Here is a 25,121-nt window from a genome sequence, read left to right as displayed (position 1 = left end):
GCGCGGATACGGCAGCCGGCGTCGAGGTCGCACGCACCTCGTTTCATATGATCGAAGGTCCGGGGAGTAGCCACCGCGGTGAATTTTCTCCAGCGTCAAATTCTCAGGGCGAGCCTTTTCGCCTTAGCTGGCAAGAACTCCGAAAGTCCCAGGTTTAATTGAAAACAGCCGCAGGAGAAAATGCAGCTCGTCTTCGAAACTTTGCTGGAACAGTTGTCTTTGAGCGTTGATGAAGTCGACTTCCACAACGCACTGGCCAGCGCCGCCGGCGCCTTCGACATTCCCGCATTCGCCTATCTGTCTCTGGTGTCTGATCGCGTCACAAAACCCAGGCTGATATCGAACTATCATTCTGGCTGGACGTCGCACTACTTGCGCCACCAATATGAAAGGATCGACCCGGTCATAGAATGGGCAAGATGCAGCGAATATCCCTTTCAGTGGGGACCGGATTTCGGCCATGCCGGCATTTCAACGCGACAGCATCAGCTTTTCGATGAGGCTGCCGAATTCGGCATCTGCTGCGGACTGACGATTCCACTTGTCGATCGCCGCGGCGGTGTCGCTGCGATGACCTTCGCGGCAGACAGGCTCGATTCGACCTTCCTGCGCATCGCCGAGCAATATGAACAGGCGCTCGAGATTATGGCGATGTGCTTTCACATTGGCGTTCGCCGCAAGCTTTCGTGTGGTCTGGCGGTGGATGGTGTTTCGTTGACGCCCCGTGAGTACGAATGCCTGGAGTGGACGGCGAAGGGCAAGTCCGCCTGGGAGATCGGCTGTATCTTGGGAATCAAGGAGCGCACGGCCGCTTTCCATTTGGACAATGCCAAGAAGAAGCTCGGCGTGCGCACCAAAAATCAGGCAGTGACACTGCTGGCCTCCTCACGATCATCAATTCTCTGAGGGACAGAATCCCTCTTTGATCTACCTGTGCAAATGCACAGGCAGTCGCGGCATGAAGGTTCGCCTCCAATGGCAGGGTCATACCTGCGAGGAGACCATCATGATTGAGCGTATTGCGCCCGGCTGGTACGGCGCCTTTGCCGACGAACTTCACGAAATGCACTGCCTGCGCTACCGCGTCTTTAAGGAGCGCCTCGATTGGAACGTGAGCACGACCGGCGGCTTCGAGATCGATTCATTCGATTCCCTGAAACCGCACTATCTTGTGTTGCGCGATTCCGCCGGTCGCGTCGGGGGCTGCGGACGCCTCCTGCCCTCGACAGGGCCGACGATGTTGCGAGATGTCTTTTCGAGGCTGTTGGAGGGGAGAACGGCACCCGAGCAACCGAGTGTCTGGGAAAGCAGCCGACTCGCCCTTGATCTTCCACCGTCTGCACCGAAGGGCGGTGGGAGTATTGCTGTCGCGACCTATGAACTCCTCGCTGGCATGATCGAGTTCGGTCTGTCGCGGCAGCTCACCCATATCGTCACGGTTACGGATTTGCGCATGGAGCGAATCCTGCGTCGCGCCGGATGGCCGCTGGTCCGGATCGGTCCGCCCCTGACAATCGGCACCAGGCGCGCCGTTGCCGGCTGTTTGGATGTCTCAGAGGCGAGCCTTGCTGCGGTCCGCCACAGTGGCAGTCTTGGCGGTCCCGTGCTGTGGGCGCCGGTGCTCTGCACGGGCGCCTGACATGGCTATGATAGGTAATGACGCCGACTGGCCGGACTGGCAGGATGAGAAATCTTATCGCTATACGCGGCACCTGACGCGACGCGGCTGGGCCTGGGAATTCCTGCGGCGCAATCCGGCCTTCCAGCGTGACTGCAGGCACGCGCTTGAGCACGCAGAATTTGCAGAAAGGTGGTTCGAGGTAGAAGTGGTGAGATCGTCGCTCGATCTCACGCAGTGGGGGCTCCTGTTTCGCAAGCTCGTTGAGGCCTGATGCGGCTGTGTTCTGGTGCTCCCGCCAATGCCCGCATGTCCTGCCGGTCATTGCGAAAAAGGCACTGTCGCCCGAAACGCTTTCGTTTGATCTCGCTACATTGCCATGTCGGGCGGCACTCATGATCACGGCGGACGGTCGACAGCACGTCATGCTGCGAAATGCTCACCGGGACCTCCAACTTGTCGTGGAGGGCGCGGAGGTTTTGCGCCCCGTTCGGCTTTCCGTCGACGCGATCTGGCCCGCCGATCGGATGAGGCAGCACCTGAATGCGCTCGAATGCCTCAATGCTTTTCACGCGACTGGACAATTTCCCGACAGGCTGTTTCCCCCCGAAGCGCGCGCTAGCCGTCTGCGCTTTGTTCTTCAGGCGCTCGACGGCTCGCTAGGCGGGGCATCGCATCGCCAAATCGCAATGGCCCTGTTGGCTCGACAACGCGTCCATGCCGACTGGACGGATCCGCGCAACCACCTTCGCGATCGAATCCGCCGTGCCGTCCGGCGCGGTCACATGCTCATGGATCGTGGCTATCGGGATTTCCTCGTCTAAGATGATTGGAATAGCTCACCTGGAGCCGGTCAGCGCGCGAACAGTTCTTTGTATCCAGTCGTAACCATCCAGTTTGCCCGATCGAGATGGCTGCGAACCGCCATTCGGGCGCGCTCAGGTTCTCGCATCGGATCGATGCCGAGGACGAGCTGCGCCATCTCGTCTTCGCTGGCATCGTCGGCGGACGCGTCCAGGAGCCTCATATAGATGGTGAAGTGCTCATTGTCGTAAGCGGTCAGGCTGTCCGACCAGGGGACTTCGTCTTGGACTTTGCGTTTCATCGCGACCCTCTTGCCGGTTTGGGGTTTGTTGTGATCGGGCACGGCTTCTCCTCGGTTGGCTCACCATAGCGAATAGGAACGATCGTTCCTAGAACGATAGTTCCGGTTCTGGTCCCTATCTCGCCATGGACCTCACGGAAGTCATGGCGATCAACATGCGTCGTTTGCGCCATGATCAGGACCTGACGCAGGAAGAATTGGCTGCCCGCGCAGAGCTGAGCATGCGCTATGTGGGCTCGATCGAGCGTGCTCGGGTTTCCGCAAGTGTCAGGGTGCTTGGCCGGCTCGCAAAAGCGTTTGACGTTGATCCTTGTGAGTTGATTAGGCCGCCGCAGTAACAAAGGCGATCAGTCCATGCCGGATTGCCGAAATCGATCTGGATGACGCGCAACCGCCGCCCATGAACTGAGCCCGCTTTTCTTCGACATGGTCTCGACCATACAGTTTGCTCCATGGCGCGGCTTGCCTTGTGGATTGCAAATATATCCTAAAATGGGATAATCCGAAACTGGGATTAGTCGATGAGCCGGTTCCCTTCTGGCCGGTTCATCTGATGCCGAAATCCCTTCGATCGCCCCGCCAACGCCGGCTGCTGGAACAGCTGATAGCGGCGCGCAAGAACAAGGGCTTAACCCAGGCCAAGGTTGCCGAAGCGCTTCGCCGCCCGCAGTCTTTCGTGGCCAAGTATGAGGGCGGTGAACGTCGCATGGACGTCATTGAGTTCCTCGATGTAGCGGAAGCGCTCGAAATCGACCCTTGCGAGGTTCTCGCACGTGTGCGTCGCTTGCGTGACCGATAGCTTGTGCTGCTTGGCAAGCGACAAGTCACCAAAATCGTAGCCCTGGATTTGCTGCCCCCCGGCGGCAGATGGTTCGGGCACATCGATGGCATAAACTCAATGGCTTTGACTTGCTGACCTTCGCATGGAGAGAGCAAGCTGGTCTGACGAAATGCACGCAGGATCAGGGAGAAGGCCGGCTTGACGCAGGAGCAGCTTGCCGAGATCTCCGGCTTCAGCCAGCAGTACATCAGCGGGCTGGAGAAGGGAAAAAGGAACCACCATCGTCACGCTTTTATGAACTGGCACAAGCCCTCCGTGTCAGCCACATCGAAGGGGTGCGACCTAACTGACCAGGATAAGCGCTATTTGGAAATGGCGCCAACGCGCCGCGGACATTTCGACCGCATCCGTCATGTAGATGATGCTGCGTACACTCGGATAGGCGAAGAACGGCACGACGTGCTGCCAGTCGCGCCGCCAGCTCTGAGTGATCGCCGGGTGTCGCCGGCCTCGAAGTCCTGCAGAGCCTTCATGCCGGCTTAGCGTCCGCCCCCGGCAGAGGGCGCTGAGCGTCGGCACAACGGCTTCGCGACCTTCCGCGACACGAACAGATGGCGGATCAGGTGCACGATGCAGGTTAGCACTGTCGCCTAGGTAGAGGTGGCGCCGCTCGCCTCCCAGTTGGCCAAGCAGTTTGCCAGCTTGCCGTCTTACCAGCACCTCGCCAGTCTCGTTGCGTTCTTGTTTAGGCCTTGCAACAGATCCTTCAACGAAATTTATGGAATCTTTGCGACCACAAATCGCTGTCAATGGTACGCTCACCACAACTTTCAAGTTCAGTGGTGGCAGAAATCTGATGTGGTTATGTCCCGCTGCCGAACAGCATTTGCGAAGAGCCCGACATGAAAAAGCGAGCAGGACGAGGGGTTCGGTTCTTCTATTTGGCGCCGTGCTGACCAATGATGATACTTCTCGATCGCCTGATGACAGCAGCACATCTTGATCGCCTACGGATCCTGGGCCTTTGCGCGCATGCCGACCTGACTGTCCGCGAACTGGCGGAGATTCTCGATCTTCGTCGGGAGCGCGTCGCGCGACACGTCCGGATGCTGGCCAGAGCCGACTTTCTTTGCGGCAACGGACAACGTCCTTGGTCCTCATATCATCTCAATGCAGGGGGCAAGGACGGAGGGTTGGTTCAATTCCTGGTCGATCTCCTGCCCCACGACGATGGGTATCATAAGCGGGACCTGGAGCGGCTCGAGGCGGTACAGACGCGTGGTCGAAGGGGACTGCTGCTTAATCGTGAAAAGATCTGCCTAGGTGGGAGACTACCATGAATAACTCCGCTGACGCAGCCATCGCAGAGCCCGGCACATTCGGACGGTCTTCCTTGGTCCATGTCGATTGCCGCGTTCAGGAACTGCTTCTACGTCAGAGGCGGCAAGAGCGGACGATGCTCAAACTCATCGCATCTGAGAACTTTGCCTCCTCAGCCGTACTGGAAGCGACCGGCTCTATCTTCGCGAACAAATATGCCGAGGGCTACCCGGGTGCGCGCTACTACGCGGGAAACGAGATCGTCGATGAGCTTGAGACCCTCGCGATCGAGCGCCTGAAAGCGCTATTTGGCAGTGAGCACGCCAACGTCCAGCCTTATTCGGGCTCACCAGCCAACCAGGCTGTCTATCGCGCGATTTTGAGCCCCCGTGACAAAGTCATGGGCTTGCCTTTACCCGAAGGCGGCCATCTGACTCATGGGTGGTCCGTCAACTTTTCCGGCACTGATTATCAACGCGTCCCCTATGGGCTGCACGAAAAGACGCAGCAGATTGACCATGACCGCTTGCGCGAGACCGCCAAGCGGGAACGCCCGAAGCTAATTTGGGTCGGCGGAACTGCTTATCCGCGTATTTTTGACTACGCGGCAATGGCAGAAATCGCTCTGGAGGCGAACTCTTATTTCGTGGCCGACATCGCCCACATCAGCGGCCTGATTGTCGCTGGAGCGCATCCGAATCCCGTGGTTCATTGCGACGTCGTCACCAGCACATCTCACAAGTCGATCCGCGGCCCCCGTGGAGGCTTTATTTTGTCGAAGAATGAAGATCGTTATCAGGCGCTCTATCATCCCACGAGCAAACACAATCTCGCCAAACGGATTGATCGCGCGGTGTTTCCTCAACTGCAAGGTGGGCCGCACATGAATATCATCGCCGCGCTCGCTGTTGCTTTGCAGGAAGCCGCGACCCCCTCTTTCCGCACCTACGGTCACCAGATCGTCAAGAATGCCAAGGCGCTGGCCGAGGCGCTTCTGGGTCGTGGTTATGATCTGGTCACCGGCGGGACTGACAATCACATGCTGATCCTTGATCTTCGGGACCGGCCGCTATCAGGCAAAGCCTATGCCGAGCGCCTGGCAAGAGCAGGCATCATTACGAACTTTAATATGGTGCCGGGCGACCCGCGCGACCCGACGGTCACAAGCGGAATCCGCTTGGGGTCGCCGGCAGTGACGTCCATGGGCATGCGTGAAGGGGAAATGGTGCAGATCGCCGCTTTCATCGACTCCGTCTGCCGCAAGCCCGATGACCAGGAAGTTCATGCGAGCGTACGAAGAGACGTTGCCGACTTCTGCGCTGCGTTCGACGTGCCCGGCATGAGCAACCGGTAAGCCAGCCCAATCCGGAAACTCCCATCTAACTCCAACACTTCAAGCGAGGGCATTCCATGACTAGGCAGTTCGTATTCTCTTCCGAATCCGTCGGCGCGGGACACCCCGATAAGATGGCAGACAACATCTCCGATGCCATCCTCGATGCCGTCCTCCGCACCGATCCGAAGGCGCGCGTCGCCTGTGAAACGTTGGTGAAGACAGGGATGGTCGTTCTGGCTGGAGAGATCACCAGCCACGCGGAGATCGATTACACTCAAGTTGCCCGCGATACGATCCTCGACATTGGCTACGACGACGATGCCATCGGCTTTGATGGTCGACGTTGCGCCGTCGTTCTGGCTCTCACCGAGCAGTCGCCCGACATAAGCCAGGGCGTTGATGAAGGACGAGGGCAGGATCTCGAGCAGGGGGCGGGGGATCAGGGCCTCATGTTTGGATTCGCATGCAACGAGACGGATACATTGATGCCCTTGCCGATCCAACTCGCTCACCACTTGACGAAAAGACAGGCAGAGGTCCGGAAAACGGGACAGCTTGGCTGGCTGCGTCCGGACGTGAAATCTCAAGTGTCCGTACGCTACGAGGGTCTCCGCCCGGTGGCGCTGGACACCATAGTCCTGTCAACGCAGCATGACGAGGCGGTCTCCCAAGATACAGTCCGCGAAGGCGTCATCGAGGAAATCATAAAACCGGTCCTGCCAACCCATCTGGATACTTCGGAGATCAGATTTCTGGTCAACCCAACAGGGCGGTTCGTGGTCGGTGGGCCTGCCGGCGACTGCGGCCTCACTGGACGTAAGATCATCGTCGATTCTTACGGTGGAACGGGGCGTCACGGCGGCGGCGCCTTTTCGGGCAAGGACCCATCCAAGGTTGACCGCTCAGCAGCCTATGCCGCCCGGTATGTCGCGAAGAATATCGTTGCCAGCGGACTTGCGGAGGTCTGCGAGGTTCAGCTTGCCTACGCGATCGGCGTGGCCAGTCCGGTTTCTGTCATGGTCAACACCTTCGGAACCGCAAGAATTGACGAAAAAAGGATCGAGCGCCTTGTTCTTGAGCTTTTCGATCTCCGACCGAAAGGCATCATCAAGATGCTTGATCTCTTACGCCCGATTTATCGCAAGACGGCGACATACGGACACTTCGGCCGTGAAGAGCCTGAGTTCACCTGGGAGAAGACGGACAGAGCCGACGACTTGCTGCGTGAAGCAGGACCGGCAGCTGCGTGAGGGCCGCTGGATCAACCGCATGCGGCAACCCATTTCAACTCACTAGACCCGCGCCCGGCCGGCATAGCAGCAAGCCGGTGGTTAGCTGGCGGAGACATTGATGCGGGATTATGACGTGCTTTGCATCGGCAATGCCATTGTCGACATCATCGCCCAGTGCGACGAGGACTTCCTCGAGACCAACGGCATCATCAAGGGCGCGATGAACCTCATCGACACCCAGCGCGCCGAACTGCTCTACAGCCGCATGGGCCCGGCGATCGAAGCCTCCGGCGGCAGCGCCGGCAACACGGCGGCCGGCGTCGCCAGCTTCGGCGGCCGCGCTGCTTTCTTCGGCAAGGTGTCGAACGACCCGCTCGGCGAAATCTACACCCACGACATCCAGGCCCAGGGCGTCGCCTTCGATACCAGGCCGCTCAAAGGCGAGCCGCCAACTGCACGCTCGATGATCTTCGTCACGCCGGATGGCGAGCGCTCGATGAACACCTATCTCGGCGCCTGCGTCGAGCTCGGCCCGGAGGACGTCGAGGCCGACAAGGCCGCCGGGGCCAAGGTCACCTATTTCGAGGGCTATCTGTGGGACCCGCCGCGCGCCAAGGAAGCGATCCGGCAAACCGCGAAGCTGGCGCATGCCGCCGGCCGCGAAGTGTCGATGACATTGTCGGATTCGTTCTGCGTCGACCGCTATCGCGACGAGTTCCTCGAGCTGATGCGATCGGGCACGGTCGACATCGTCTTTGCCAACAGCCATGAGATCAAGTCGCTCTACCAGACATCGTCGTTCGACGAGGCGCTGGCGCGGATCCGCAAGGACTGCAAGATCGCCGCCGTCACCCGCTCCGAAAAAGGCTCGGTGATCGTGCGCGGTGACGAGACCGTCACCATCCAGGCGACAACGATCCGCGAGCTGGTCGACACCACCGGCGCCGGCGACCTCTATGCCGCCGGCTTCCTCTACGGCTACACGACCGGACGCAGCCTGAAGGATTGCGGCGATCTCGGCTCGCTGGCAGCCGGGCTGGTGATCCAGCAGCTCGGGCCGCGACCGCGGCAGAACCTGCGCAGCGAAGCCGAGCAGGCGGGGTTGATCTAGCCGGGCGATTCAACGACGAGCGTCTCTCCCCACCTGCGGACTGTGCGGAAAAGTGCGCATAAATCGAAATGTCGGATGCGCATCCGCGTGAGGCGGCAGCCCGCGGCATGTCACGATCGAAACGGTTGATCGCGGTGCCGCCCTTGAGCGCGACCCTTTTGCCGTGCGATAGGGAACGCGTTCGGATCAGCTGCCTCGAGCTGTGGCATATATTGCTCACCCGCCATCATCGACCGCGTGTGGCAACAGGTCGGCCGGGATCGTGATGCGATCGAGCGGCTAAGAGGCCAACTGGTGAATTGACATCAACGCATGGCCGATTGAGATTATCCTGCCGGGAGCGCAGTGCATTCTTCATGCCAGTTGGACGATCATGGGCAAATACAAAGACCATCGTGAGCCACGCCGGCATCGCCATGACGATGGCGCGGTTTCTTTTTCCGAACGGCCTTCCGAGCCAAGCTACTTTCAGCGTTCGTCGATCGTAACCGCGGACCCTGTCGACGCCGAAGTGGTGTGGTTCAACACCAGCAAGGGTTTTGGCTTCGTCAAATTGCCGGAGGGCATCGAGGCCTATCTACATATCCGGGTGCTGGAGGCAGCGGGGAGCAGCGGTGTTTCCGAGGGAACGCGCCTCAAGGTCACAACGCAAGAAAGTCCAAGAGGTGGTCACCAGGTCTCGCGAGTGCTGGCGGTCGGCGATCAGACCGCGAAAGCTCAGCTGCATACGCGTTGCGCTGGAGAGTCCACCGCCGAAACGAGTGCCCAATTCGAGAGCGAGGCCACGGTCAAGTGGTACAATTCCGAAAAGGGCTTCGGCTTCATTGCTCCTGAAAACGGTGAGAAGGACATCTTCGTTCAAGCCACCGCGCTGACCCGCTCAGGACTGAGCATGCTGATGGAGGGTCAGAAGGTGTTTGTCCAATACGGGCAGGGCAAGAAAGGCCTGGAAGTTCGGAGCATTCGCCTCGCTTAGAGCCAAATGCGTTGGCGCTACCGAAATCGCGCCTCAGACAAGAAAAAGCCCGCTACCGGGAGGAGGTGGCAGCGGGCTCGATTTAGAATGAGACGCGGGAGGAGGTGCGCCCCATTCAGCGTCGGCACCACATCTGGGAGGAGTAGATGGCCGACACCATGATCATACCGATCGCCGCGGATATTGCAACGCACAAAATTTATCTCGCGAGTGCGAAATGATGCCGGATCCGCTTAGCCGATCCTGAAAAAACTGCGGTCAGGCTGCGGCTTTCTTGCCGGCACGCTTGGCAGGTGCCGGCGTTTCCGGTTCCTTCGGCTTGCGGCCCAGACCCATGGTCTTGGCCAATGCCGAGCGCGCCGCAGCGTAGTTCGGCGCCACCATGGGATAGTCCGCCGGCAGCCCCCATTTCGCGCGATATTCGTCGGGCGTAAGGCCATAGTGGGTAGCCAGGTGACGCTTGAGCGACTTGAACTTCTTGCCGTCCTCTAGGCTGACAATGTAATCGGGTGTAACCGATTTTCTGATCGGTACGGCAGGCTTGAGAGCTTCCGGCTTTTCTGGTGCGGCATTACCAGCAGTGCCTTTCAATGCGATGTGGATCTGGCTGATAAGCCCAGGCAGTTCACCGACGGGAACCGGATTGTTCGAAACATAGGCTGAGACGACATGGGCGGTGAGTTCGATGAGGTTGTCAGCTTTGCTCTCGGTTTCGTCGGTCATGAAAACGCTCCTGCGGGCTTAGACTAGGCGGTGAAGGGTCACTTCATAGCTTAATAGTGACGACCGCCTTTGATAGCAACCAAGCCATTGCATGATGTGTTGGCGGATCGCTCCACGCCCTGTCGCCGTCACGGATCTTCCTCTTGAACCGTCATCGCCCTGACAACACATTGTGTCAGGGTCGCCTCGCGTCGATGCGGCGCCTCTTCAAACAAATTGGCTATTTGGAAGGTTGGAGGAACTAATGAACGCTAAGGCTTTCAGCAGCCCGCTTTTCGTGAGGCGCGCAACGCACATCATCCAGGAGATTGCCGGCCTTGCGGATGCAATCGATTTTCTCAATGAATGGCCGGAAGATCGCAGGGACCTGATCCACGAAGCCGCCCTGAGGGCATGCTACGATGCATACGACGGGCGCAAGCCGGTAAGCACGGCGCGCAATGCCTTTTTCGGCTTTGCGAAGCGGGTCGCCATATTGGAAGATCCAACCTCCGCGATGCAGTGGATCGCCGCCTGCAGATCGGGCAGTGGAAAAGTGCAGGTTTAGACTTCGACGTCGTGTTTGAGACTGGCGAGGCGCATCAAACAGTGCACTATGTCCAGGTTTCACAGCTAGACCACGCGAATGAGAAGCAGTTGCTCACCACCGACTGCAAAACCGCCGATCGCACGCAAGCTGACCATGGCCAGACCCGCCTCACAGCGATCGCTTGCCCGCCAATGGCCAGGATCAGTGGCGCAGGTGCAACGGTCGCGTTCGGCTGAGTAAAGAAATGCGACCCGGGCTGTTGCCGCATAGTGGCTGTGGAGGAGGGGGGATGACCGGGTTGATCAGATTTGAGAGGCCAGTCGTTGTTCAGGTGAGCCGCCGCAGCTCGGAGCGTATCGTGTTCGACGTCAACGACGCGGCCGCTATCTTGCTGCGGGATCTGCATCATGAGACCGATAAACGCAGAATAGCGATGGACACCTGTCTGCAGGTGTTACGCGGCAAAACCCATCCACCTGCCGCTCGACGAGCTTTCGTTGCAGCCGCGCTCGAAGCACGCATTCTGCGCAGCGATTGAGATTTAGGACGCCGCTCGTGAATTTCGGCCATCTGCGCATCGGTATTGAGCGCGGTCCGAATACCTTTGCCGGCATCCGCCAGGAGCAAGCCAACCCCGCTCTTTCCGCGACGGCTTTCCTGGTCCGGCGCCTAATCTTCCACCATCAAAACACAAGGGGGCCGCCAGCCAGCTGGGGGCCGCTCGGCTTCGCCTTCGCGGCGATCGTGATTGGAGACAGAGGCAGACGGAGCCATCGAGCGGGAGTTGGCCCGCTGCAGATGGCGGAGCGTCGATGCCGCCTCAATCGTCTCCAGAAGTGCCGTTCGAATCCTTCCCCAGCTTGGCCGTGCATTCGGTCTCCCGGAACGCGCTCTGCGGACCGGCGGCGCGTGATCGCCGATGCTTCGTCCGACGGTCGGGAGCGGGGTTTCGGCGATCAAGATCGGGGAGATGATAATGATACTGGATTTATCGATTACGGAATAATCCGAAGCTGGCTGGCCGTGAGCCGTCTCGTTTCTGGCCGGCTCATTTGCGGCCGGCCTCCTTCGATCGCCTGCCAACGCGGGGCTTCTGGAACAGCTGACTTCAACCCGCCATAACAAGGGCTCAGCCAGGACAAGGTTGCCGAGGCGCTTCGTCACCGGCAGCTCGATTGCCTTGGGCGCGCCGGATAGACTCCCCCAAGATCGCCCGGTGTGTGGCGTTGCCGCTCACCGCCGGCGAGTGGCACCTAGCCCTACGCCGTCTGCGCTTTTTCCCGAATTGCGCGTGCTGCAGCCACCATGTTCACCAGGGCAGGGCGGACCTCCTCCCATCTGCGCGTCTTGAGACCGCAGTCGGGATTCACCCACAGTTGGCCATCCAGCAATCGCTCGCGCGCAAGCATGATGAGGTTGGAAATCTCGCCCACTTCCGGGACCCGCGGCGAGTGAATGTCATAGACACCAGGACCGATGTCGTTCGGATACTTAAAGGTTCGAAGCGTATCAAGCAGTTCCATCTGCGAGCGCGAGGTTTCAATGGAGATCACATCGGCATCCATTGCGGCAATCGCGTCCACGATATCGCCGAACTCGGAGTAGCACATATGGGTGTGGATCTGGGTCGCATCGCCGACCGCCGTTGAAGCCAGCCGGAAGCATTCGACGGCCCAGTCGAGATAGGCCTGCCAGTCGGCCTCGCGCAGCGGCAAGCCCTCGCGCAGTGCGGCTTCGTCGATCTGGATCATCCTGGCGCCGGCCTTTTCGAGGTCGCTCACTTCGTCGCGAATGGCGAGCGCGACCTGTCGGCAGACGGCTGAGCGGGGAAGGTCGTCTCGGACGAAGGACCAGTTGAGGATCGTCACCGGGCCGGTAAGCATGCCCTTCACCGGCTTCGGCGTCATCGACTGGGCATATCGCCACCAGTTTAGTGTCATCGGATTTTGTCGCGACACATCTCCAATGATGATCGGGGGTCGCACAAAGCGCGAGCCATAGCTCTGCACCCACCCGTGTTGCGTGAAGGCGAAGCCGCGGAGCTGCTCGGCGAAATACTGCACCATATCGTTGCGCTCGAATTCGCCGTGGACCAGCACGTCGAGTCCGATCTCTTCTTGCCAGCGAACGGCGGCTTCTATCTCTTTCTTCAGGAACGCCTCATAGTCGACGTAACTCAGCTTGCCCTTGGCATGAGCTGCCCGCGCCTTGCGAACCTCGGCTGTTTGCGGGAAGGAGCCGATCGTCGTGGTGGGGAAGGAGGGCAAGCCAAACGTGTCGGCCTGAAGCTTGGAGCGCACGGTGAATGCACTCTTGCGGCGCGTCATGCCGACGTTGATGCCGGCGACCCGGCCTTCGACGAGCGGATCATGCACCTTCGCGGATGTCGCGCGAACGGCGGCAGCCTCAGCCGACGCCTCCAGTTCGGCGGCGACCGCGTCCCGGCCTTCGGCCAGGGCACGGGCGAGCACGACCAGCTCGTCGGTCTTTTGCGCCGCGAAGGCGAGCCACGACTTCACATCCGCATCGAGTGCCGTCTCCATGTCCAGGTCGATCGGCACATGCAGCATCGAGCAGGACGGGGCGATCTCCACGCGGTCCAGCGGCCAGCCGGCGACGATCGGCTTGACGCGGTCAAGTATGGCAGGCAGATTCGCGCGCCAGACGTTGCGCCCGTCGATCAGCCCGAGCGAGAGCACAAGTTCCTTCTGCGCGAGCCGGCCGACGGTCTCCAACTGCTCTGGAGCGCGCACGAGGTCGACGTGCAGTCCCGCCACGGGCAGAGAAATTGCGGTCTCGAGATTGTCTCCCAGCGATCCGAAATAGGTAGCGACCATGATCTTCAACTCCGGTGCTGCTTTTGACAGCCGGCAGTAGGCGAATTGGAGCGCATCCCGTTCGTTGGGAACCAGATCGACCACGAGCGCCGGCTCATCGATCTGCACCCAATCGGCTCCCGCGAGCTTCAGCCTCCGCAGGAGCTCCTCGTAGACGGGCAGCAGCCGTGGCAGGAGGGCGATAGGGTTGAAACCTTCCTCAGGTGACTTCGCCAACTTGAGAAAGCTAACCGGTCCAAGCAGGACCGGGCGCGTGTGGATGCCGAGGGCCTTGGCCTCAAGGAAATGATCGACCGGTTTCGCCGACGAGAGGGCAAAGCTCTGGTCGTCCCTGAGTTCCGGCACAATGTAGTGATAGTTGGTGTCGAACCATTTGGTCATTTCCATCGCCGCAAGGCCATGCCCATTGGCCGCATGCTCGTCACCGGCATGTCCACAATCAGCGGCCTGACCTTGGTTGCCGCGCGCCATGGCGAAATAGGTATCGAGTGGGACCTCGCCGTCAGTCCAGGTGTATCGTGCCGGCACGGCGCCGACCATGGCGACGGTGTCGAGCACATGGTCATAAAGCGAGAAATCGTTGGACGGGATTTTCGACACGCCGCGATCGTGCTGCTCCCTCCAGCTGGCGGCGCGTAGCGCCTTCGACGTCGCGAGCAGGTCGGCAGCGGGAGATTTTCCGGACCAGTAGTTTTCAAGCGCGAATTTCAGTCCCCGCCGTCGACCGATACGCGGCACGCCGAGCGTTGCCACAGGAATTTGTTGAGAGACAGTCATGCCATACCCCGATGGTTGGGGCGGGGGACAAGGAACGCGCGAGCAGGCGGCACGAAGCCGAGCTGCCGCGACCACCAGACACCCCGCCCGTGGACGTTGTTGGTCGTGGCAGGTCTCCTGGCTCGCGGGTCAAAGCCTGCGCCCGTCTTCCCGAGGCCGTTCGCCTCAGTGACATCAATGGGCTTGGCTCGCCGCTAACAGTTGCGGGGGCAGCGCCGGTGTCGCACCGGCTTCCCTCTTAGCTCCGCTACGGCAGTGCCGCGCGGAGAACCATGACATGCGCACAATCACAGCCGCTTCGCTCCTTGTCAATACCATATAACGAGATGTCTATGTGATTATGCGAAACGCTCACCAGTTGCCCCGTAGCCTGGTGCTCAGCACGCCCGCTGAATTGCCGGATCTTGCGAGCGTGCAGGCAGAAGCTTCAAATCCCACCCATGCAGAGGTATTTCATTTCGAGGTAGTCCTCGAGGCCATGGCGAGAACCCTCCCGCCCGATGCCCGACTGCTTCATGCCGCCAAAGGGCGCTGCTTCCGAAGACATACGACCCGTGTTGATGCCAACCATGCCATATTCCAATGCCTCGGCCACGCGCCAGACACGCTTGAGGTTCGAGGCATAGAAATAGGCGGCGAGGCCGTAGATCGTGTCGTTGGCCTCACGCACAACCTGATCGGCATCGTGGAAGCGAATGATTGGCGCCAGCGGCCCGAAAGTCTCCTCTTGCGCAACCGCCATGATGCTGGAAATTTCGGTAAGCACTGTGGGCTTGAAGAAGGTGCCATCCTTGCCGATACGTTCGGCCCCGCATCGAATAGCCCCACCCTTGGCAACGGCATCTGCGATGTGCGACTCGATCTTGGCCAGAGCATGCCTGTCGATGAGCGGTCCGATGTCCACTCCGGCAGCGAAGCCGTCGCCGACCGACAAGTGCCGGACTTTCTCCACGAACTTCTCGACGAACTCATCGTGAACGCTCGATTGGACGTAAAGACGGTTTGCCGAAACGCAAGTTTGGCCGCCGTTGCGGAACTTCGCCTGGATTGCGCCGTCAACCGCGGCGTCAATGTCAGCGTCGTCGAACACAATGAAAGGGGCATTGCCGCCGAGCTCGAGGCTGACCTTCTTGATCTGTTCGGAGCACTGGCGCATGAGCAGCCGGCCAACCTCGGTCGAGCCCGTAACGCTGATCTTTCGAACCTTGGGATTGGAGCAGAGTTCGCGTCCAACGGCATCACCTTCGCACGCATAGACCAGGTTGATGACGCCGTCGGGAAAGCCGGCCTGCTGCGCGAGGGCAAACATTGCACCTGCCACGAGCGGCGTCTGTTCAGCAGGTTTGAGCACGATCGCGCAGCCGGCCGCCAGGGCCGGCGAGATCTTGCGCGCCACCATCGACGCCGGGAAATTCCATGGGGTAATCGTGCCGACCACACCGATCGGCTGCTTGATGACCAGCATGCGACGGTCTGTCGAGGGTGCGGGGATCGTCTCGCCATAGATGCGATTGGCTTCTTCGGCGTACCATTGCAGGTAGGCCGCCGCATGCGACAATTCCGACTTGGCCTCGGCAAGGGGTTTGCCCATTTCCGCGGTCACTATCGCGGCAAGGTCATCGGCGTGGTCGATGATGAGCTGATGCCAGCGCCACAGAACGTCACTGCGTTCTCGGGCGGTCAGCCCCGCCCATCCAGGCTGCGCTACGTAGGCCTTGTCGACCGCAGCGCGTGTCTCCTCCACACCCATGTCCGGAAGTATTGCCAGCATTTCGCTGCTCGATGGGTTGAGGACCTCGAATGTCCGCTGGCTAACCGGCATGCCGAGCGCCGGCAGGCGATCGATGGCGCGAAACAGGTCAGGGGATTTCAGGTGGCGGATCATCGGCAGGCACAGGGGCAATACTAAATTCCTCTCAAACACAGCGGACACGTAAGTCGGCAGGCCTCGGTTTGTACTCCGCACCTGCGGGTTCTTTAAAGGGCCTCGACCATACGGCTGGTAGAGAATTCGGGCTCGCCGCGTCCGATACCGGCAAAAGCCAGCTGAAGCGAGGTCTGGGGCAGGGCGTATGCGACCGACGCTCATTGCCCGAGCTTCGGGATGACATCAGGTACCGCGGCGAGCGCCTGCTTCTCAGGCAAATCAACTGGTCGAGTCTTCCGCTCGCAATCAGTGAATCCGGGGTGAATGCCGCACTCTCTAAGCGCTGGAAGGCCGGAAGGTGACCGGCAGGCGCTGCGGGCAGCGAATGATGTAAGACGGCATGTAGACGACGTCCTCCGGGGCGATGGTCAGCGCCAGATCCTCCAGCCGCCCGAACAGTGCGGGGAAGGCGCAGCGCAATTCCAGGCGCGCCAGCGCAGCGCCCAGGCAGGCATGCGGCCCCTCGCCGAACGACAGATGCGGGTTGTGCCGCCGGGTGACATCGAACCTGTCGGCGCCGGGACCGAAGGCCTTTTCGTCCCGGTTCGCCGCATGGAACGCCATCAGGACGGCATCGCCGCGGCGGACCATGCATCCGTCGATCTCCACGTCCTGGGTGGCATAGCGGAACGGCAGATTGGCCGCTGAGCTGCCCCAGCGCAGGATCTCCTCGATCGCCTGTGACCACGGAACTTGGCCGCTGCGCACCAGGTGCAGTTGCTGCGGATGCGTCAGCAATGCCAGCACGCCATTGCCGATGACGCCGGCGGTGGTCACGAAGCCCGCGGAGAGCACCATGAACAGCATGTCGATGAGCTCGGTGTCGGAAACGAGCTCGCCTTTGTCACGCGCGACGATCAGGGCCGAAGCCAGATCATCGCCGAGCCGGCCCCGCTTGAGCGCGATCAGGCGACGGAAGAACGTCGGGATGCGCTGCCGCGTCTGTCGCACCTCTTCGGCTGTGGCGGAGGTGTTGGCCAGGCTGTAGGTGAGCGCGACGATCTCTTCGCGCTGTTCGTCCGGCAAACCGAAGAGTTCGGCGATCACGTTGGTGGGCAGCGGAGCGGCGAACTCGCTCATCAGATCGGCACTGCCGCCGCGCTGCGCCATCTCGGCCAGGAGTCGATCGACGCATTGTTCGACCCGTGGCGCCAGCAAGGCGATACGACTGGGCGCGAAGCTGCTGGACAGCAGGCCGCGCAAGCGCCGGTGATCGGCGCCGTGCGCCGTGGTCATGTTGTCCACTTTGCATATCCCGATCAGCGGATGATTCTCGGGAATCTCGCCGGCCTGCAGCGCCCGCCACTGTCGCCAGTCCTTGTTGAAACGCTGGTCGGAAAGCATCTGCCTGAGCGTCTGGTGACGGGCTGCCGCCCAGGTCACCACATCGCCTGGCAGCGAGACTCGCGCCATCCCCCCCTGCCGCAGAATCGCAGAAGAAAGACGATCAAGTTGCGTGGGAGCGGCCGGCACACCGATCACGTCGCAATGATCGTTTTCTACGCGCATGCCAACAACTCCTTCAAGACCATCGCGGGTCCACTTCTCGGCACGGAAGATCCGCGCGCGGACTTCGAAGAGTGCCCCTTCAGGGTGCTTTCGAAATTAGAAGCGGTAAGTGACACCTGCGCCTATCAACCAGGGATCGAGATTGGCCTTGCCTGTGAGCTTGGCGCCGGCGACAGTGACGTCGAAGTCGGGCTTGAGGAAAAGCTTCTTCACGTCGAAGTTGACGCCCCAGTGCTCGTCCACCATGTAGTCGAATCCGACCTGCAGCGCGGCGCCGAATGTGTTCTTGACCTTGAGATCATCGGCGCTGCCGGCTTGCTGATGATAGAAGATCGTATAGTTCACGCCGGCGCCGACATAGGGTTTGAAGGCGCCGAGATCGGTAAAATGATACTGCAATGTCACCGTTGGCGGCAGCAGCCAAACCTTGCCGACCTTGCCAAGCCCGCCGATCGCACCTTGGCCATCGATGTTGGCATAGGTGGTGCCGAGTATGAGTTCGGCGGCGATGTTGTCCGTGACGAAATATGAGATATCGAGTTCCGGCGTCACGGTGTTCGAATAAGAAAGACCGGAGCCGGGTACCGCATTGACATAGCCCGAATCCTCGGTGATCACCCCCAACGCACGCAGGCGGATCTGCCAGGGGCTTGGCGCTTCCGCGACCCAGGCTTCTGCCTGCGGGACGCTCGCGGCTTGCCCAACATCTGCCGCGCCGGCCTGTCCCGCCACGATGAGGACGACAGCCGCTGTCATTGCCCGGGCCACGCCAATTCGCGCTCTCGCCATACTTTTCTCTCCTTGATCTTCAGAAGCGACGCACTGCGCCTTGATTGAATCCTGCTCGCATCAATCGAGATTGACGGAGCGCTCATGCGGGAGAGCCTTTGCATGTGTCGTGCCAAATGAGAAAATCGTTGCAGAACAATGCGGTCACTCCGATAGCGCGGTGTCTCATGTCCGACTTCGTCGAAGAGCCGACAATGAGTGCAGCCGTAGCCGCCCCTGGTAGCCGTTCGTCAACATCGGCCGGCAGTTCGTTGGCACGCTCGTCCTCGGCTTCGAGTTTTGGCGTATTCTGCGTTCAGCGCCTTGATCGGCGCCTGCTGCTTCGCCGTCAGGCGGGGGGACGTTCCAGCCAGTTCGCGCAGTCCGTGGGCGCGTCCGTAAGGCGTCTCGACCGCGACCGATATGGGCGGGAAATCCTTTGACAGCATGCGCCAGCCGCCATCCGATCGGGCCATGTAGCGGAACGCGTTCAAGACCTCGCGCAGGTCCGTCACCACGCGCCGCCCGGTCTTGGCCGCGCCCGGCAGGAACGGTTTACCGCGACCATTCCTCATGCGTCAGATCGGAGGGGAAAAACGCTTGGTCTTCTCGATATCGGCCATCCGGCCAAGAGTCGCTCGGGTCCACATCCCAAGCTTGAAACACGATTAATCCCGCCAGCCCGCTGCCCGCCCTGCAGCAGGCCCCTCTTCGGGCGTCAATTAATCCTGCTTCGGTTTGAAATTCGCTACGACGGCACGATATCGTTGTGATGACCAACCTGGATTGATCATCAAGTGGCCGATACCGCCATAGAATGCGGCGAAAAGGCGCGTGGCCGTTCTGAACCTCCGGGCCGGCCGCCGCGCAATCGTGCGGTGATGAAGCACTCCGATGTCCTTGGCGGGCTCGATTACCTGGCGGCGGACTATCACCGGCAGGATTTCTCCAAGCATGTCCACAACGAGTATCTGATCGGGCTGATCGAGCGAGGCGTCCATGATGTCTGGTGCCGAGGCGAGGTTTGGCACGCCGGTAGCGGCACCGTCGCGACCTTCGCGCCCGGCGAACCGCATTTCGGGGGTGCTGGTGACGATCTTGGCTGGAGCCAGAAGATCTTCTACATGCCCGAAGGCCTTGTCCGGCAAGTCCTTGAGGGCAGCGGCCAACACGAACCCGGAACGATCGACTTCAAAAGCCCGTTCCAGGAGAATGCCCCTGTTGCGTACGGCCTCAGCGCGCTTTGGCGCCTGCTTGAACATGAGCACAGCTCGGCACTGGAGATCGAGGAGCATCTGATCCGTTTCCTGCCCCACGTCTTCGCACAAGTCGGCAGGTCGCGCGTTGCTGAGCCAAAATTCGTGCCACCGAGGTTCCGCGACGTATGTGACTTCATCCATGCCCACTTTGACGAAGTTCTGCAGCTCGCCGCCTTGGCCGCCCTCGCCGGATGCTCCAAGGCGACGTTGATCGATGGCTTCAAGGCGCATTTCGGGTTGCCCCCCACCCGCTACCTGATCCAGGTCCGCATCGACGAGGCGCGACGGCTGTTGAGGCGAGGTCAGCACGTCGCCCAGGTCGCCGTGGCGGTCGGGTTCGCAGACCAGAGCCATCTGACCCGACACTTCAAGGCCGTGTTGGGAGTGACGCCGGCACGTTATCTCTCAGCTTGAATATTGTTCAATAAAGCGCGCGGCGAACCGTCTAGCTTGGACGCTCAACGGATGAAACGAGCGTCAAGACCATGAGCGACAGCAAGCAGGCACGCCCCCGCGGCTTCACCAGCGACAACATCGCCGGCGCCTCTCCCGCGGTGATCGCAGCCATCACGGAGTGCGCTTCGGGTCAGGCGCTTCCCTACGGCAACGATGAGCTGACGCACACCGTCGAGCGCCGACTTGCCGAGGTGTTCGAGCATGAGGTCGACGTGTTCCTCGTCTCGACGGGGTCGGCGGCGAACGCGCTGGCGCTCGCGGCGATGACGCCGCCATGGGGCAGCGTCCTTTCGCATGCCGAAGCACACATCAACCGCGACGAGTGCGGCGCGCCGGAATTCTACACCGCCGGTGCGAAGTTGGTGCAGCTCCCGGGCGACGCCGGCAAGATCGACATCGACGCCCTGGCGGCCAACGCGAAGCGCATGCTGGGCGACGTCCACTCGGTCCAGCCCTCCAGCGTCAGCATCACGCAGGCGACCGAGGTGGGATCGGTCTACGGCTCGATGAGATCAAGGCGATCGGCCATATCTGCCGATCGGCGGACCTGCCACTTCACATGGACGGCGCCCGCTTCGCCAATGCCCTCGTCACTCTCGGCTGCTCGCCGGCCGAGATGACGTGGAAGGCCGGCGTCGACCTTGTGTCGTTTGGCGCCACGAAGAACGGAACGTTTGGGGTCGATGCGGTCATCTCATTTCGCAGGGATCTCGCGAGCACGATCGCCTTTCGCCGCAAGCGGGCCGGCCAGTTGAGCTCCAAGATGCGCTTCATGGCGGCGCAGATGGACGGCTATTTGCGAGACGGTGTCTGGCTTCGCAACGCGGCTCATGCCAACGCGATGGCGTCGGCGCTGGCGCAAGGTTTGGCCGCCGTGCCGGGTGTGGAGATCCAGCAGCGTCCCGAGGCCAACATCCTATTCTGCCGACTTCCCACGTCCCTAATCCGGGGGCTGCTCGACATGGGATTCCGCTTCTACCATGACCGCTGGGAGCCCGGGATCGTGAGGTTCGTCACCTCTTTCGCGACGACCGGGGCCGACGTGTCCGACTTGATCGGCGCGGCGACCAGCCTCTGCGCACCGGTCGGCTCGGCTCGTGTTCCGGCTGGCGCCGAATGAGTGTGGCGCCGTCGAGCGCTCTCGCCGCCCGTCACGGACCGTTCAAGGCATTGTCATAGGCCTCTAAGGGATGTCCTCTTTGCTCGACTGCATTGATGATCCGAGCGTTCTGGCCGCACGAGCGCACGAGCATCTCAGGCTGTATCTTCTGTCCCAGCTCAGACCTACAAATTCATCTTACCTCGGCAGGGGGCTTCACCGTGCGGTAACAATGTGACCAGGTTGATTTTCTGTAAGAAGGTCTCCCCTAGGCGCAATTCACCTAAATTCATCCGTGATCCTCAATACTTGTGATATTTATTTTGCATTCTTTTATCATATTTTTTACGAAAAATGCTGTCCATTTAGTCAGACATTACTTAAGAGAGTGAGTCGGACCTGCGCGGGTGGCAGCATCAATCGGAATTTTGACCACTAGCAGGAGAAAATATGCCTTCCATATCTACTCGCCGCGCCAACGCAACGGACGCAGGGACGGTCGTCCGTTTTATTCACGCGCTACTCGATGAACTCACTGGCGGGAAAGCTCCCGCGCCCGACGACGTGAGACAAAGCGCGGAGATAATGCTTGCCGACGCTGGCGTGCTCGTTGTGATCGCAACTGCAGATGGCGAGCCGGTCGGCATCATGGTGCTGAATGAATGCACGGCGATCTATGCAGGAGGTAAGTTCGGCTATATTTCGGAGCTGTATGTTCGACCCGAAAAGCGCTCCAAAGGTATCGCCCCTCATCTGCTAGAGGTCGCCTCGCAGGAAAGCCATGCGCGTGGTTGGAAGCGACTTGAGCTTGCAGCGCCCAGGCAACCAAAATGGAAGCGCACGCTCGATTTCTATCTGCGGAACGGGTTTGAGGAGCTCGGCCCTCGGCTCTGTCGGATGATCTAGACTCAGAGTTTGCTATGGGCTGCTCACAGCAACCTGTCGCACAATGTGAGGGAATGCGAGCGGACCATCCTAATGCTACAGCCGAATGGTCGATAGTTGATTATTTTCGCAGGTCAGGGCACCTCCGTGCCTTTGGCATCAGCGTTTTGGCTTGGACTTCCTCACGTTCTGCGACGAAGCGGCCTTGTGACGCCTCCTGGCGATCGACCTCCGTTTCGGCTTCGAGCCTACGCTTTAGCACAGCGGCGCTCTCGGTGACCAAGCGCCGCTCTTCGATCTGCAGAACCTGGATCAATCATCCAGCTGGGCGAGCTGCCGGGCCCGTTCGGCTGCGGCCTGTCCCAGACAGCGATCCGGCGATTCGAGCGTTTGCTGAACGGCTTCAGGGCGTGCCATAAGGGTCTCGGCAATAAGCGCCACCGCGTCCTTGGTCTCGCTCTTCACCATGTACAGACGGTTGCAGCCCTGCTCGGTGGAACGAGAGACCAGCGGAGCCGTCATCGCCAGCAGAGTCTTGAACCTGCCGAACTAAGTTCGCTCGGTCGGATGACATGCGCACAATCACCGGCACTTCGCTTCTTGTTAATTGCCATATAACGAGATGTTTATGTGGTGATGCGAATAATGCCCTTGCGCTGATCAGTCTCTTTCGACCAAACCCGCTTACGGAGCGGTCCCTCGCATCAGTGCAGGCTCGGAGAAGTCCTTGTCCCCATCGGCCACGCCGGATCAGATCGAGGTCGCCGGGCTCAAAGGGTAAAGTGGGGCCAGTCGTCACGGTCCGCCGGCATCACGGTATTTACCCCGCTCGCTTCGCTCTGCGTGAGACCGCCGAGCCCAGGGAAGGCACGATTGCCGACGAGAGCTGGCAGTACCCATGTCCGGAGTCGAAAGACTCCCTGAGAGGAAAGACAGACCCACATATTTCGCATCGGCCGCGCTCGTTTCGTAATGCCGGATTGTTCCTCTGCCATCGGATTTGTGTGGCCGCCCTGACAGCAGTTTTTTCGTCGGACCGCATGGCTGCGAGGCGAAGCGGGGAAAACCAGGTTTCCAACGAAGGCAGCGATCCTTACGGGCATCTGTCGGATCCGCCGTTTTCAAAGGCACGGCAGGTACGTCCTCGAGGGCTCGCTGATCGACTCGACCGTTTGGCCGCTGATGGGCCGCTATCTGCAGCGCGTTCAGGCCTCCCGACAAGGCAAAATACCGCTACCGCATCCCACAGCTCTCGACAGTTCGTCCGCTTCAAAGAGCGCAACGATCGACTGAGCGGCTGGAATGCGGGGCATTGCTTTCCGGCAGCCTCGGGCCGCAAGCGGCCGCCTTTGTGCTGTCATCGGGCACTTGAAATACCCGTCTGTTGGTAATCAGGCTGCCCTGAAGCCGACGGGAGAAATGCGTTGGTGTTTCTTCTTATAGATGCAGTAAGTGAGCAAATCATAAGTATTTGAGAAGCTGTGCAACCAGAATATATGCGGTTCGCCGTTCGCGTCATAAAAGATGCTTTCGCCTTCGCCCACCGGACCCCGCTTGCGGTTCGTTGCGTGATCGCAGATGGCGGAATAGGCAACTTCGGTGGTGATGCCGGGAAAGTGCTCAGCAAGCGCTTTCGATCTCGGGAAATAGGCCACATTGTCATTGCCCGCCTTCTCGCAGATATCCCTGTGATAGGGATGCCGGCTGACAACGCCGAAGGCAGGAAATTCCGGATCGCGTTCGCAAACCATTTGCCAAAGCGTTGTCGTAAGGGTGTTCCCGTAGCGCTTGCGAAGCTGCTCGATGCTCTTCCATTCAAATGAGCAGTCGAGCGCTTCGGGACGAAATCTTCCCCCGAGAAACAACAGACGGCGCCCGCCATAATTGGCTTCCGCCTCCATTGCCTGATGGAATGTCGGATTCAGCGTCGACTCATTGTCGCCCAGAAGCAGGGAGCGATGCCAAGGCAGAAGGTCATGCGTAATCTCATGTGCGATGAGGAAGCGTCGCTTCAGCTCGGCCACATCATCATCGATGAAGATCCGCTTGTCGCCTTCCTTCAGCATAAGGATACCACGAAGGCCATATTGCTGGACGACATCGACCATGCGCTTGGCCGTACTGGTGATCTCGTTGCCAGCGATTCGCGCCCGGTGGGCGATCTCATCCAGTAGGCTCAGGTTCGCTTTGCTGTAATAGGTAAGGTCAAGCTTTTGCAGCGCGCGTACCTGCTCGAGCCGTAACGGGGGCTCTGGATTGCCGAGATCACGGAGCAAACGTGATATGTGCTCATGGATATCTTGGCGCTCAAAGTCCCCAATTATCGGCTCAATCGCGGACATGGTCATCCATTCTTCTTATCGATTGACGCCAGTACCTTGACGAAATCGTTGAGGTCGCGCCTTTCAGCCTGGCTTAGCTTCGATAGGTCGTCCGAACTCGCGGCAAAACGATGCGCCGCTTCGGTGAGATTGTCGTTCTGCGCAGACGACGCCGCGGTCAGCTGTTCTACAGCACGTGCTGAAACCCCAATGAACTCGGCCAGCTGATGAACGGTACGCGGGCCTGGAACATAGCAGGGATCCTTTTCCACCTTCTCCAATTCCGCCGCATCAACACGAATTTTGGCAGCCAACTGCGCAATGCTCAATCCGTCCTTGCGTCGAAGCTGATGCACCAATTTAAACAGCACAACAGATTTCTGTTCGGGGGCAGCCGAAGGCTGCCCCGCGGTTGCTTGATGACGAGACTTCTCCTGCATAAGACGCTCAAGCGGAGCTGCATCGCGCAGCGGGAGTCCCGCGTCGCAATCGACATCTGGATCATGTTCGATATGGCTGCGTAGCCAATCGGCAGTGAAATGTAATTTCATG

Annotated in this window: 24 protein-coding genes, 2 pseudogenes and 1 riboswitch; of the genes and pseudogenes, 15 read left to right on the top strand and 11 right to left on the bottom strand. The window is 60.1% G+C overall.

Annotation, left to right across the window (positions count from 1 at the left end; all coding sequences use genetic code 11):
- Positions 1 to 180 precede the first annotated feature (180 nt).
- The 4 genes from EB233_RS29560 (at position 181) to EB233_RS29545 (ending at position 2,442) form a co-directional block, all read left to right on the top strand.
- A complete protein-coding gene (locus EB233_RS29560) occupies positions 181 to 906 on the top strand; it encodes a LuxR family transcriptional regulator (RefSeq protein WP_064987291.1) in 726 nt (241 codons plus the stop codon).
- 100 nt (positions 907 to 1,006) lie between these two features.
- A complete protein-coding gene (locus EB233_RS29555; RefSeq protein ID WP_064987402.1) occupies positions 1,007 to 1,639 on the top strand; it encodes an acyl-homoserine-lactone synthase in 633 nt (210 codons plus the stop codon).
- Between the two features lies 1 nt (position 1,640).
- Positions 1,641 to 1,892, top strand: coding sequence for a transcriptional regulator domain-containing protein (locus EB233_RS29550; RefSeq protein WP_064987292.1), 252 nt, complete (start codon positions 1,641 to 1,643; stop codon positions 1,890 to 1,892).
- A gap of 121 nt (positions 1,893 to 2,013) precedes the next feature.
- Positions 2,014 to 2,442, top strand: a complete 429-nt coding sequence (locus EB233_RS29545) for a DUF2285 domain-containing protein (protein WP_244277769.1) — start codon at positions 2,014 to 2,016, stop codon at positions 2,440 to 2,442.
- 29 nt (positions 2,443 to 2,471) lie between these two features.
- Here EB233_RS29545 and EB233_RS29540 read toward each other — a convergent pair whose 3' ends face one another.
- Complete coding sequence (locus EB233_RS29540) at positions 2,472 to 2,723, bottom strand: DNA -binding domain-containing protein (protein ID WP_027033327.1); 252 nt, start codon at positions 2,721 to 2,723, stop codon at positions 2,472 to 2,474.
- 125 nt (positions 2,724 to 2,848) lie between these two features.
- On the opposite strand from EB233_RS29540, the gene EB233_RS29535 reads away from it, so the two are divergent.
- Positions 2,849 to 3,061 carry a helix-turn-helix domain-containing protein gene (locus tag EB233_RS29535; protein ID WP_064987294.1) on the top strand — a complete coding sequence of 71 codons (213 nt, stop codon included), beginning with the start codon at positions 2,849 to 2,851 and terminating at the stop codon, positions 3,059 to 3,061.
- Between the two features lie 215 nt (positions 3,062 to 3,276).
- Positions 3,277 to 3,522 (top strand): helix-turn-helix domain-containing protein, encoded by a 246-nt coding sequence (locus tag EB233_RS29530; RefSeq protein WP_080680407.1) that lies wholly within the window; start codon positions 3,277 to 3,279, stop codon positions 3,520 to 3,522.
- 357 nt (positions 3,523 to 3,879) lie between these two features.
- Here EB233_RS29530 and EB233_RS31975 read toward each other — a convergent pair.
- Positions 3,880 to 4,148, bottom strand: a pseudogene (locus EB233_RS31975) (transposase); the annotation flags it as partial.
- Positions 4,149 to 4,840: 692 nt separating this feature from the next.
- On the opposite strand from EB233_RS31975, the gene EB233_RS29520 reads away from it, so the two are divergent.
- From EB233_RS29520 to EB233_RS32225, 4 genes are all read left to right on the top strand, one after another.
- Entirely contained in the window at positions 4,841 to 6,178 is a 1,338-nt protein-coding gene (locus tag EB233_RS29520; protein WP_064987295.1) for a serine hydroxymethyltransferase, read from the top strand.
- 56 nt (positions 6,179 to 6,234) lie between these two features.
- Complete coding sequence (metK, locus tag EB233_RS29515; protein ID WP_064987296.1) at positions 6,235 to 7,410, top strand: methionine adenosyltransferase; 1,176 nt, start codon at positions 6,235 to 6,237, stop codon at positions 7,408 to 7,410.
- 100 nt (positions 7,411 to 7,510) lie between these two features.
- The gene (locus EB233_RS29510) at positions 7,511 to 8,503 is read left to right on the top strand and encodes an adenosine kinase (RefSeq protein WP_064987297.1); all 993 of its coding nucleotides are present in this window, start codon (positions 7,511 to 7,513) and stop codon (positions 8,501 to 8,503) included.
- 373 nt (positions 8,504 to 8,876) lie between these two features.
- A complete protein-coding gene (locus EB233_RS32225) occupies positions 8,877 to 9,479 on the top strand; it encodes a cold-shock protein (protein ID WP_081288664.1) in 603 nt (200 codons plus the stop codon).
- A gap of 258 nt (positions 9,480 to 9,737) precedes the next feature.
- On the opposite strand, the gene EB233_RS29500 is transcribed toward EB233_RS32225, so the two are convergent.
- A complete protein-coding gene (locus EB233_RS29500; protein WP_019863481.1) occupies positions 9,738 to 10,202 on the bottom strand; it encodes a Ros/MucR family transcriptional regulator in 465 nt (154 codons plus the stop codon).
- Positions 10,203 to 10,446: 244 nt separating this feature from the next.
- Between EB233_RS29500 and EB233_RS29495 the strand changes: the two genes are divergently transcribed.
- Complete coding sequence (locus EB233_RS29495; RefSeq protein WP_064987298.1) at positions 10,447 to 10,749, top strand: DUF982 domain-containing protein; 303 nt, start codon at positions 10,447 to 10,449, stop codon at positions 10,747 to 10,749.
- 271 nt (positions 10,750 to 11,020) lie between these two features.
- Positions 11,021 to 11,269, top strand: a complete 249-nt coding sequence (locus tag EB233_RS29490) for a DUF982 domain-containing protein (RefSeq protein WP_020629161.1) — start codon at positions 11,021 to 11,023, stop codon at positions 11,267 to 11,269.
- 721 nt (positions 11,270 to 11,990) lie between these two features.
- Here EB233_RS29490 and metE read toward each other — a convergent pair.
- The 5 genes from metE to EB233_RS29465 all read right to left on the bottom strand — a co-directional run bounded on the left by metE (position 11,991) and on the right by EB233_RS29465 (position 19,124).
- On the bottom strand, positions 11,991 to 14,321 hold the full coding sequence (metE, locus tag EB233_RS29485) for a 5-methyltetrahydropteroyltriglutamate--homocysteine S-methyltransferase (RefSeq protein WP_064987299.1): 2,331 nt from the start codon (positions 14,319 to 14,321) through the stop codon (positions 11,991 to 11,993).
- A gap of 114 nt (positions 14,322 to 14,435) precedes the next feature.
- A riboswitch (cobalamin riboswitch) is annotated at positions 14,436 to 14,635 on the bottom strand.
- Positions 14,636 to 14,772: 137 nt separating this feature from the next.
- On the bottom strand, positions 14,773 to 16,230 hold the full coding sequence (locus EB233_RS29480) for an NAD-dependent succinate-semialdehyde dehydrogenase (protein WP_244277787.1): 1,458 nt from the start codon (positions 16,228 to 16,230) through the stop codon (positions 14,773 to 14,775).
- 318 nt (positions 16,231 to 16,548) lie between these two features.
- Positions 16,549 to 17,781, bottom strand: a complete 1,233-nt coding sequence (locus tag EB233_RS29475) for a cytochrome P450 family protein (protein WP_064987301.1) — start codon at positions 17,779 to 17,781, stop codon at positions 16,549 to 16,551.
- A 96-nt stretch (positions 17,782 to 17,877) separates the two neighbouring features.
- Complete coding sequence (locus EB233_RS29470) at positions 17,878 to 18,570, bottom strand: OmpW/AlkL family protein (RefSeq protein ID WP_064987302.1); 693 nt, start codon at positions 18,568 to 18,570, stop codon at positions 17,878 to 17,880.
- A gap of 230 nt (positions 18,571 to 18,800) precedes the next feature.
- Positions 18,801 to 19,124, bottom strand: coding sequence for a transposase (locus tag EB233_RS29465; RefSeq protein ID WP_081288665.1), 324 nt, complete (start codon positions 19,122 to 19,124; stop codon positions 18,801 to 18,803).
- Between the two features lie 222 nt (positions 19,125 to 19,346).
- Between EB233_RS29465 and EB233_RS29460 the strand changes: the two genes are divergently transcribed.
- From EB233_RS29460 to EB233_RS29450, 3 genes and pseudogenes are all read left to right on the top strand, one after another.
- Positions 19,347 to 20,222: an AraC family transcriptional regulator gene (locus tag EB233_RS29460; RefSeq protein WP_019863489.1), complete on the top strand. Its 876-nt coding sequence runs from the start codon at positions 19,347 to 19,349 to the stop codon at positions 20,220 to 20,222.
- 71 nt (positions 20,223 to 20,293) lie between these two features.
- Positions 20,294 to 21,384: pseudogene (locus tag EB233_RS32375) on the top strand (threonine aldolase family protein).
- Positions 21,385 to 21,813: 429 nt separating this feature from the next.
- Positions 21,814 to 22,269 (top strand): GNAT family N-acetyltransferase, encoded by a 456-nt coding sequence (locus EB233_RS29450; protein ID WP_064987303.1) that lies wholly within the window; start codon positions 21,814 to 21,816, stop codon positions 22,267 to 22,269.
- A 291-nt stretch (positions 22,270 to 22,560) separates the two neighbouring features.
- Here the strand turns inward: EB233_RS29450 and EB233_RS29445 are convergent, their stop codons facing one another.
- The 3 genes from EB233_RS29445 to EB233_RS29435 all read right to left on the bottom strand — a co-directional run bounded on the left by EB233_RS29445 (position 22,561) and on the right by EB233_RS29435 (position 25,120).
- Positions 22,561 to 22,770 (bottom strand): hypothetical protein, encoded by a 210-nt coding sequence (locus EB233_RS29445; RefSeq protein WP_064987304.1) that lies wholly within the window; start codon positions 22,768 to 22,770, stop codon positions 22,561 to 22,563.
- 869 nt (positions 22,771 to 23,639) lie between these two features.
- Positions 23,640 to 24,596, bottom strand: a complete 957-nt coding sequence (locus EB233_RS29440) for an ImmA/IrrE family metallo-endopeptidase (protein WP_019863494.1) — start codon at positions 24,594 to 24,596, stop codon at positions 23,640 to 23,642.
- Positions 24,593 to 25,120 (bottom strand): helix-turn-helix domain-containing protein, encoded by a 528-nt coding sequence (locus EB233_RS29435; protein WP_032920912.1) that lies wholly within the window; start codon positions 25,118 to 25,120, stop codon positions 24,593 to 24,595. Before EB233_RS29435 ends, EB233_RS29440 begins: the two co-directional genes overlap by 4 nt.
- Between the last annotated feature and the right edge of the window lies 1 nt (position 25,121).

The sequence above is a fragment of the Mesorhizobium erdmanii genome, assembly GCF_013170725.1.
Lineage (GTDB): Bacteria > Pseudomonadota > Alphaproteobacteria > Rhizobiales > Rhizobiaceae > Mesorhizobium > Mesorhizobium erdmanii.
Note: the sequence above shows the minus strand (reverse complement) of the source record. Positions and strands in the feature narration are given on the sequence as shown.

Bases quoted from the DNA above. Each gene is read 5' to 3' on its own strand.
- EB233_RS29465 (WP_081288665.1), bottom strand. From the start codon at position 19,124: ATGAGGAATGGTCGCGGTAAACCGTTCCTGCCGGGCGCGGCCAAGACC.
- EB233_RS29545 (WP_244277769.1), top strand. From the start codon at position 2,014: ATGATCACGGCGGACGGTCGACAGCACGTCATGCTGCGAAATGCTCAC.
- EB233_RS29510 (WP_064987297.1), top strand. From the start codon at position 7,511: ATGCGGGATTATGACGTGCTTTGCATCGGCAATGCCATTGTCGACATC.
- EB233_RS29560 (WP_064987291.1), top strand. From the start codon at position 181: ATGCAGCTCGTCTTCGAAACTTTGCTGGAACAGTTGTCTTTGAGCGTT.
- EB233_RS29475 (WP_064987301.1), bottom strand. From the start codon at position 17,781: ATGCGCGTAGAAAACGATCATTGCGACGTGATCGGTGTGCCGGCCGCT.
- EB233_RS29435 (WP_032920912.1), bottom strand. From the start codon at position 25,120: ATGAAATTACATTTCACTGCCGATTGGCTACGCAGCCATATCGAACAT.
- metK (WP_064987296.1), top strand. From the start codon at position 6,235: ATGACTAGGCAGTTCGTATTCTCTTCCGAATCCGTCGGCGCGGGACAC.
- EB233_RS29500 (WP_019863481.1), bottom strand. From the start codon at position 10,202: ATGACCGACGAAACCGAGAGCAAAGCTGACAACCTCATCGAACTCACC.
- EB233_RS29490 (WP_020629161.1), top strand. From the start codon at position 11,021: ATGACCGGGTTGATCAGATTTGAGAGGCCAGTCGTTGTTCAGGTGAGC.
- EB233_RS29555 (WP_064987402.1), top strand. From the start codon at position 1,007: ATGATTGAGCGTATTGCGCCCGGCTGGTACGGCGCCTTTGCCGACGAA.
- EB233_RS29540 (WP_027033327.1), bottom strand. From the start codon at position 2,723: ATGAAACGCAAAGTCCAAGACGAAGTCCCCTGGTCGGACAGCCTGACC.
- EB233_RS29450 (WP_064987303.1), top strand. From the start codon at position 21,814: ATGCCTTCCATATCTACTCGCCGCGCCAACGCAACGGACGCAGGGACG.
- EB233_RS29530 (WP_080680407.1), top strand. From the start codon at position 3,277: ATGCCGAAATCCCTTCGATCGCCCCGCCAACGCCGGCTGCTGGAACAG.
- EB233_RS29535 (WP_064987294.1), top strand. From the start codon at position 2,849: ATGGACCTCACGGAAGTCATGGCGATCAACATGCGTCGTTTGCGCCAT.
- EB233_RS29440 (WP_019863494.1), bottom strand. From the start codon at position 24,596: ATGACCATGTCCGCGATTGAGCCGATAATTGGGGACTTTGAGCGCCAA.
- EB233_RS29480 (WP_244277787.1), bottom strand. From the start codon at position 16,230: ATGATCCGCCACCTGAAATCCCCTGACCTGTTTCGCGCCATCGATCGC.
- EB233_RS29445 (WP_064987304.1), bottom strand. From the start codon at position 22,770: ATGACGGCTCCGCTGGTCTCTCGTTCCACCGAGCAGGGCTGCAACCGT.
- EB233_RS29495 (WP_064987298.1), top strand. From the start codon at position 10,447: ATGAACGCTAAGGCTTTCAGCAGCCCGCTTTTCGTGAGGCGCGCAACG.
- EB233_RS29470 (WP_064987302.1), bottom strand. From the start codon at position 18,570: ATGGCGAGAGCGCGAATTGGCGTGGCCCGGGCAATGACAGCGGCTGTC.
- EB233_RS29550 (WP_064987292.1), top strand. From the start codon at position 1,641: ATGGCTATGATAGGTAATGACGCCGACTGGCCGGACTGGCAGGATGAG.
- EB233_RS32225 (WP_081288664.1), top strand. From the start codon at position 8,877: ATGGGCAAATACAAAGACCATCGTGAGCCACGCCGGCATCGCCATGAC.
- EB233_RS29520 (WP_064987295.1), top strand. From the start codon at position 4,841: ATGAATAACTCCGCTGACGCAGCCATCGCAGAGCCCGGCACATTCGGA.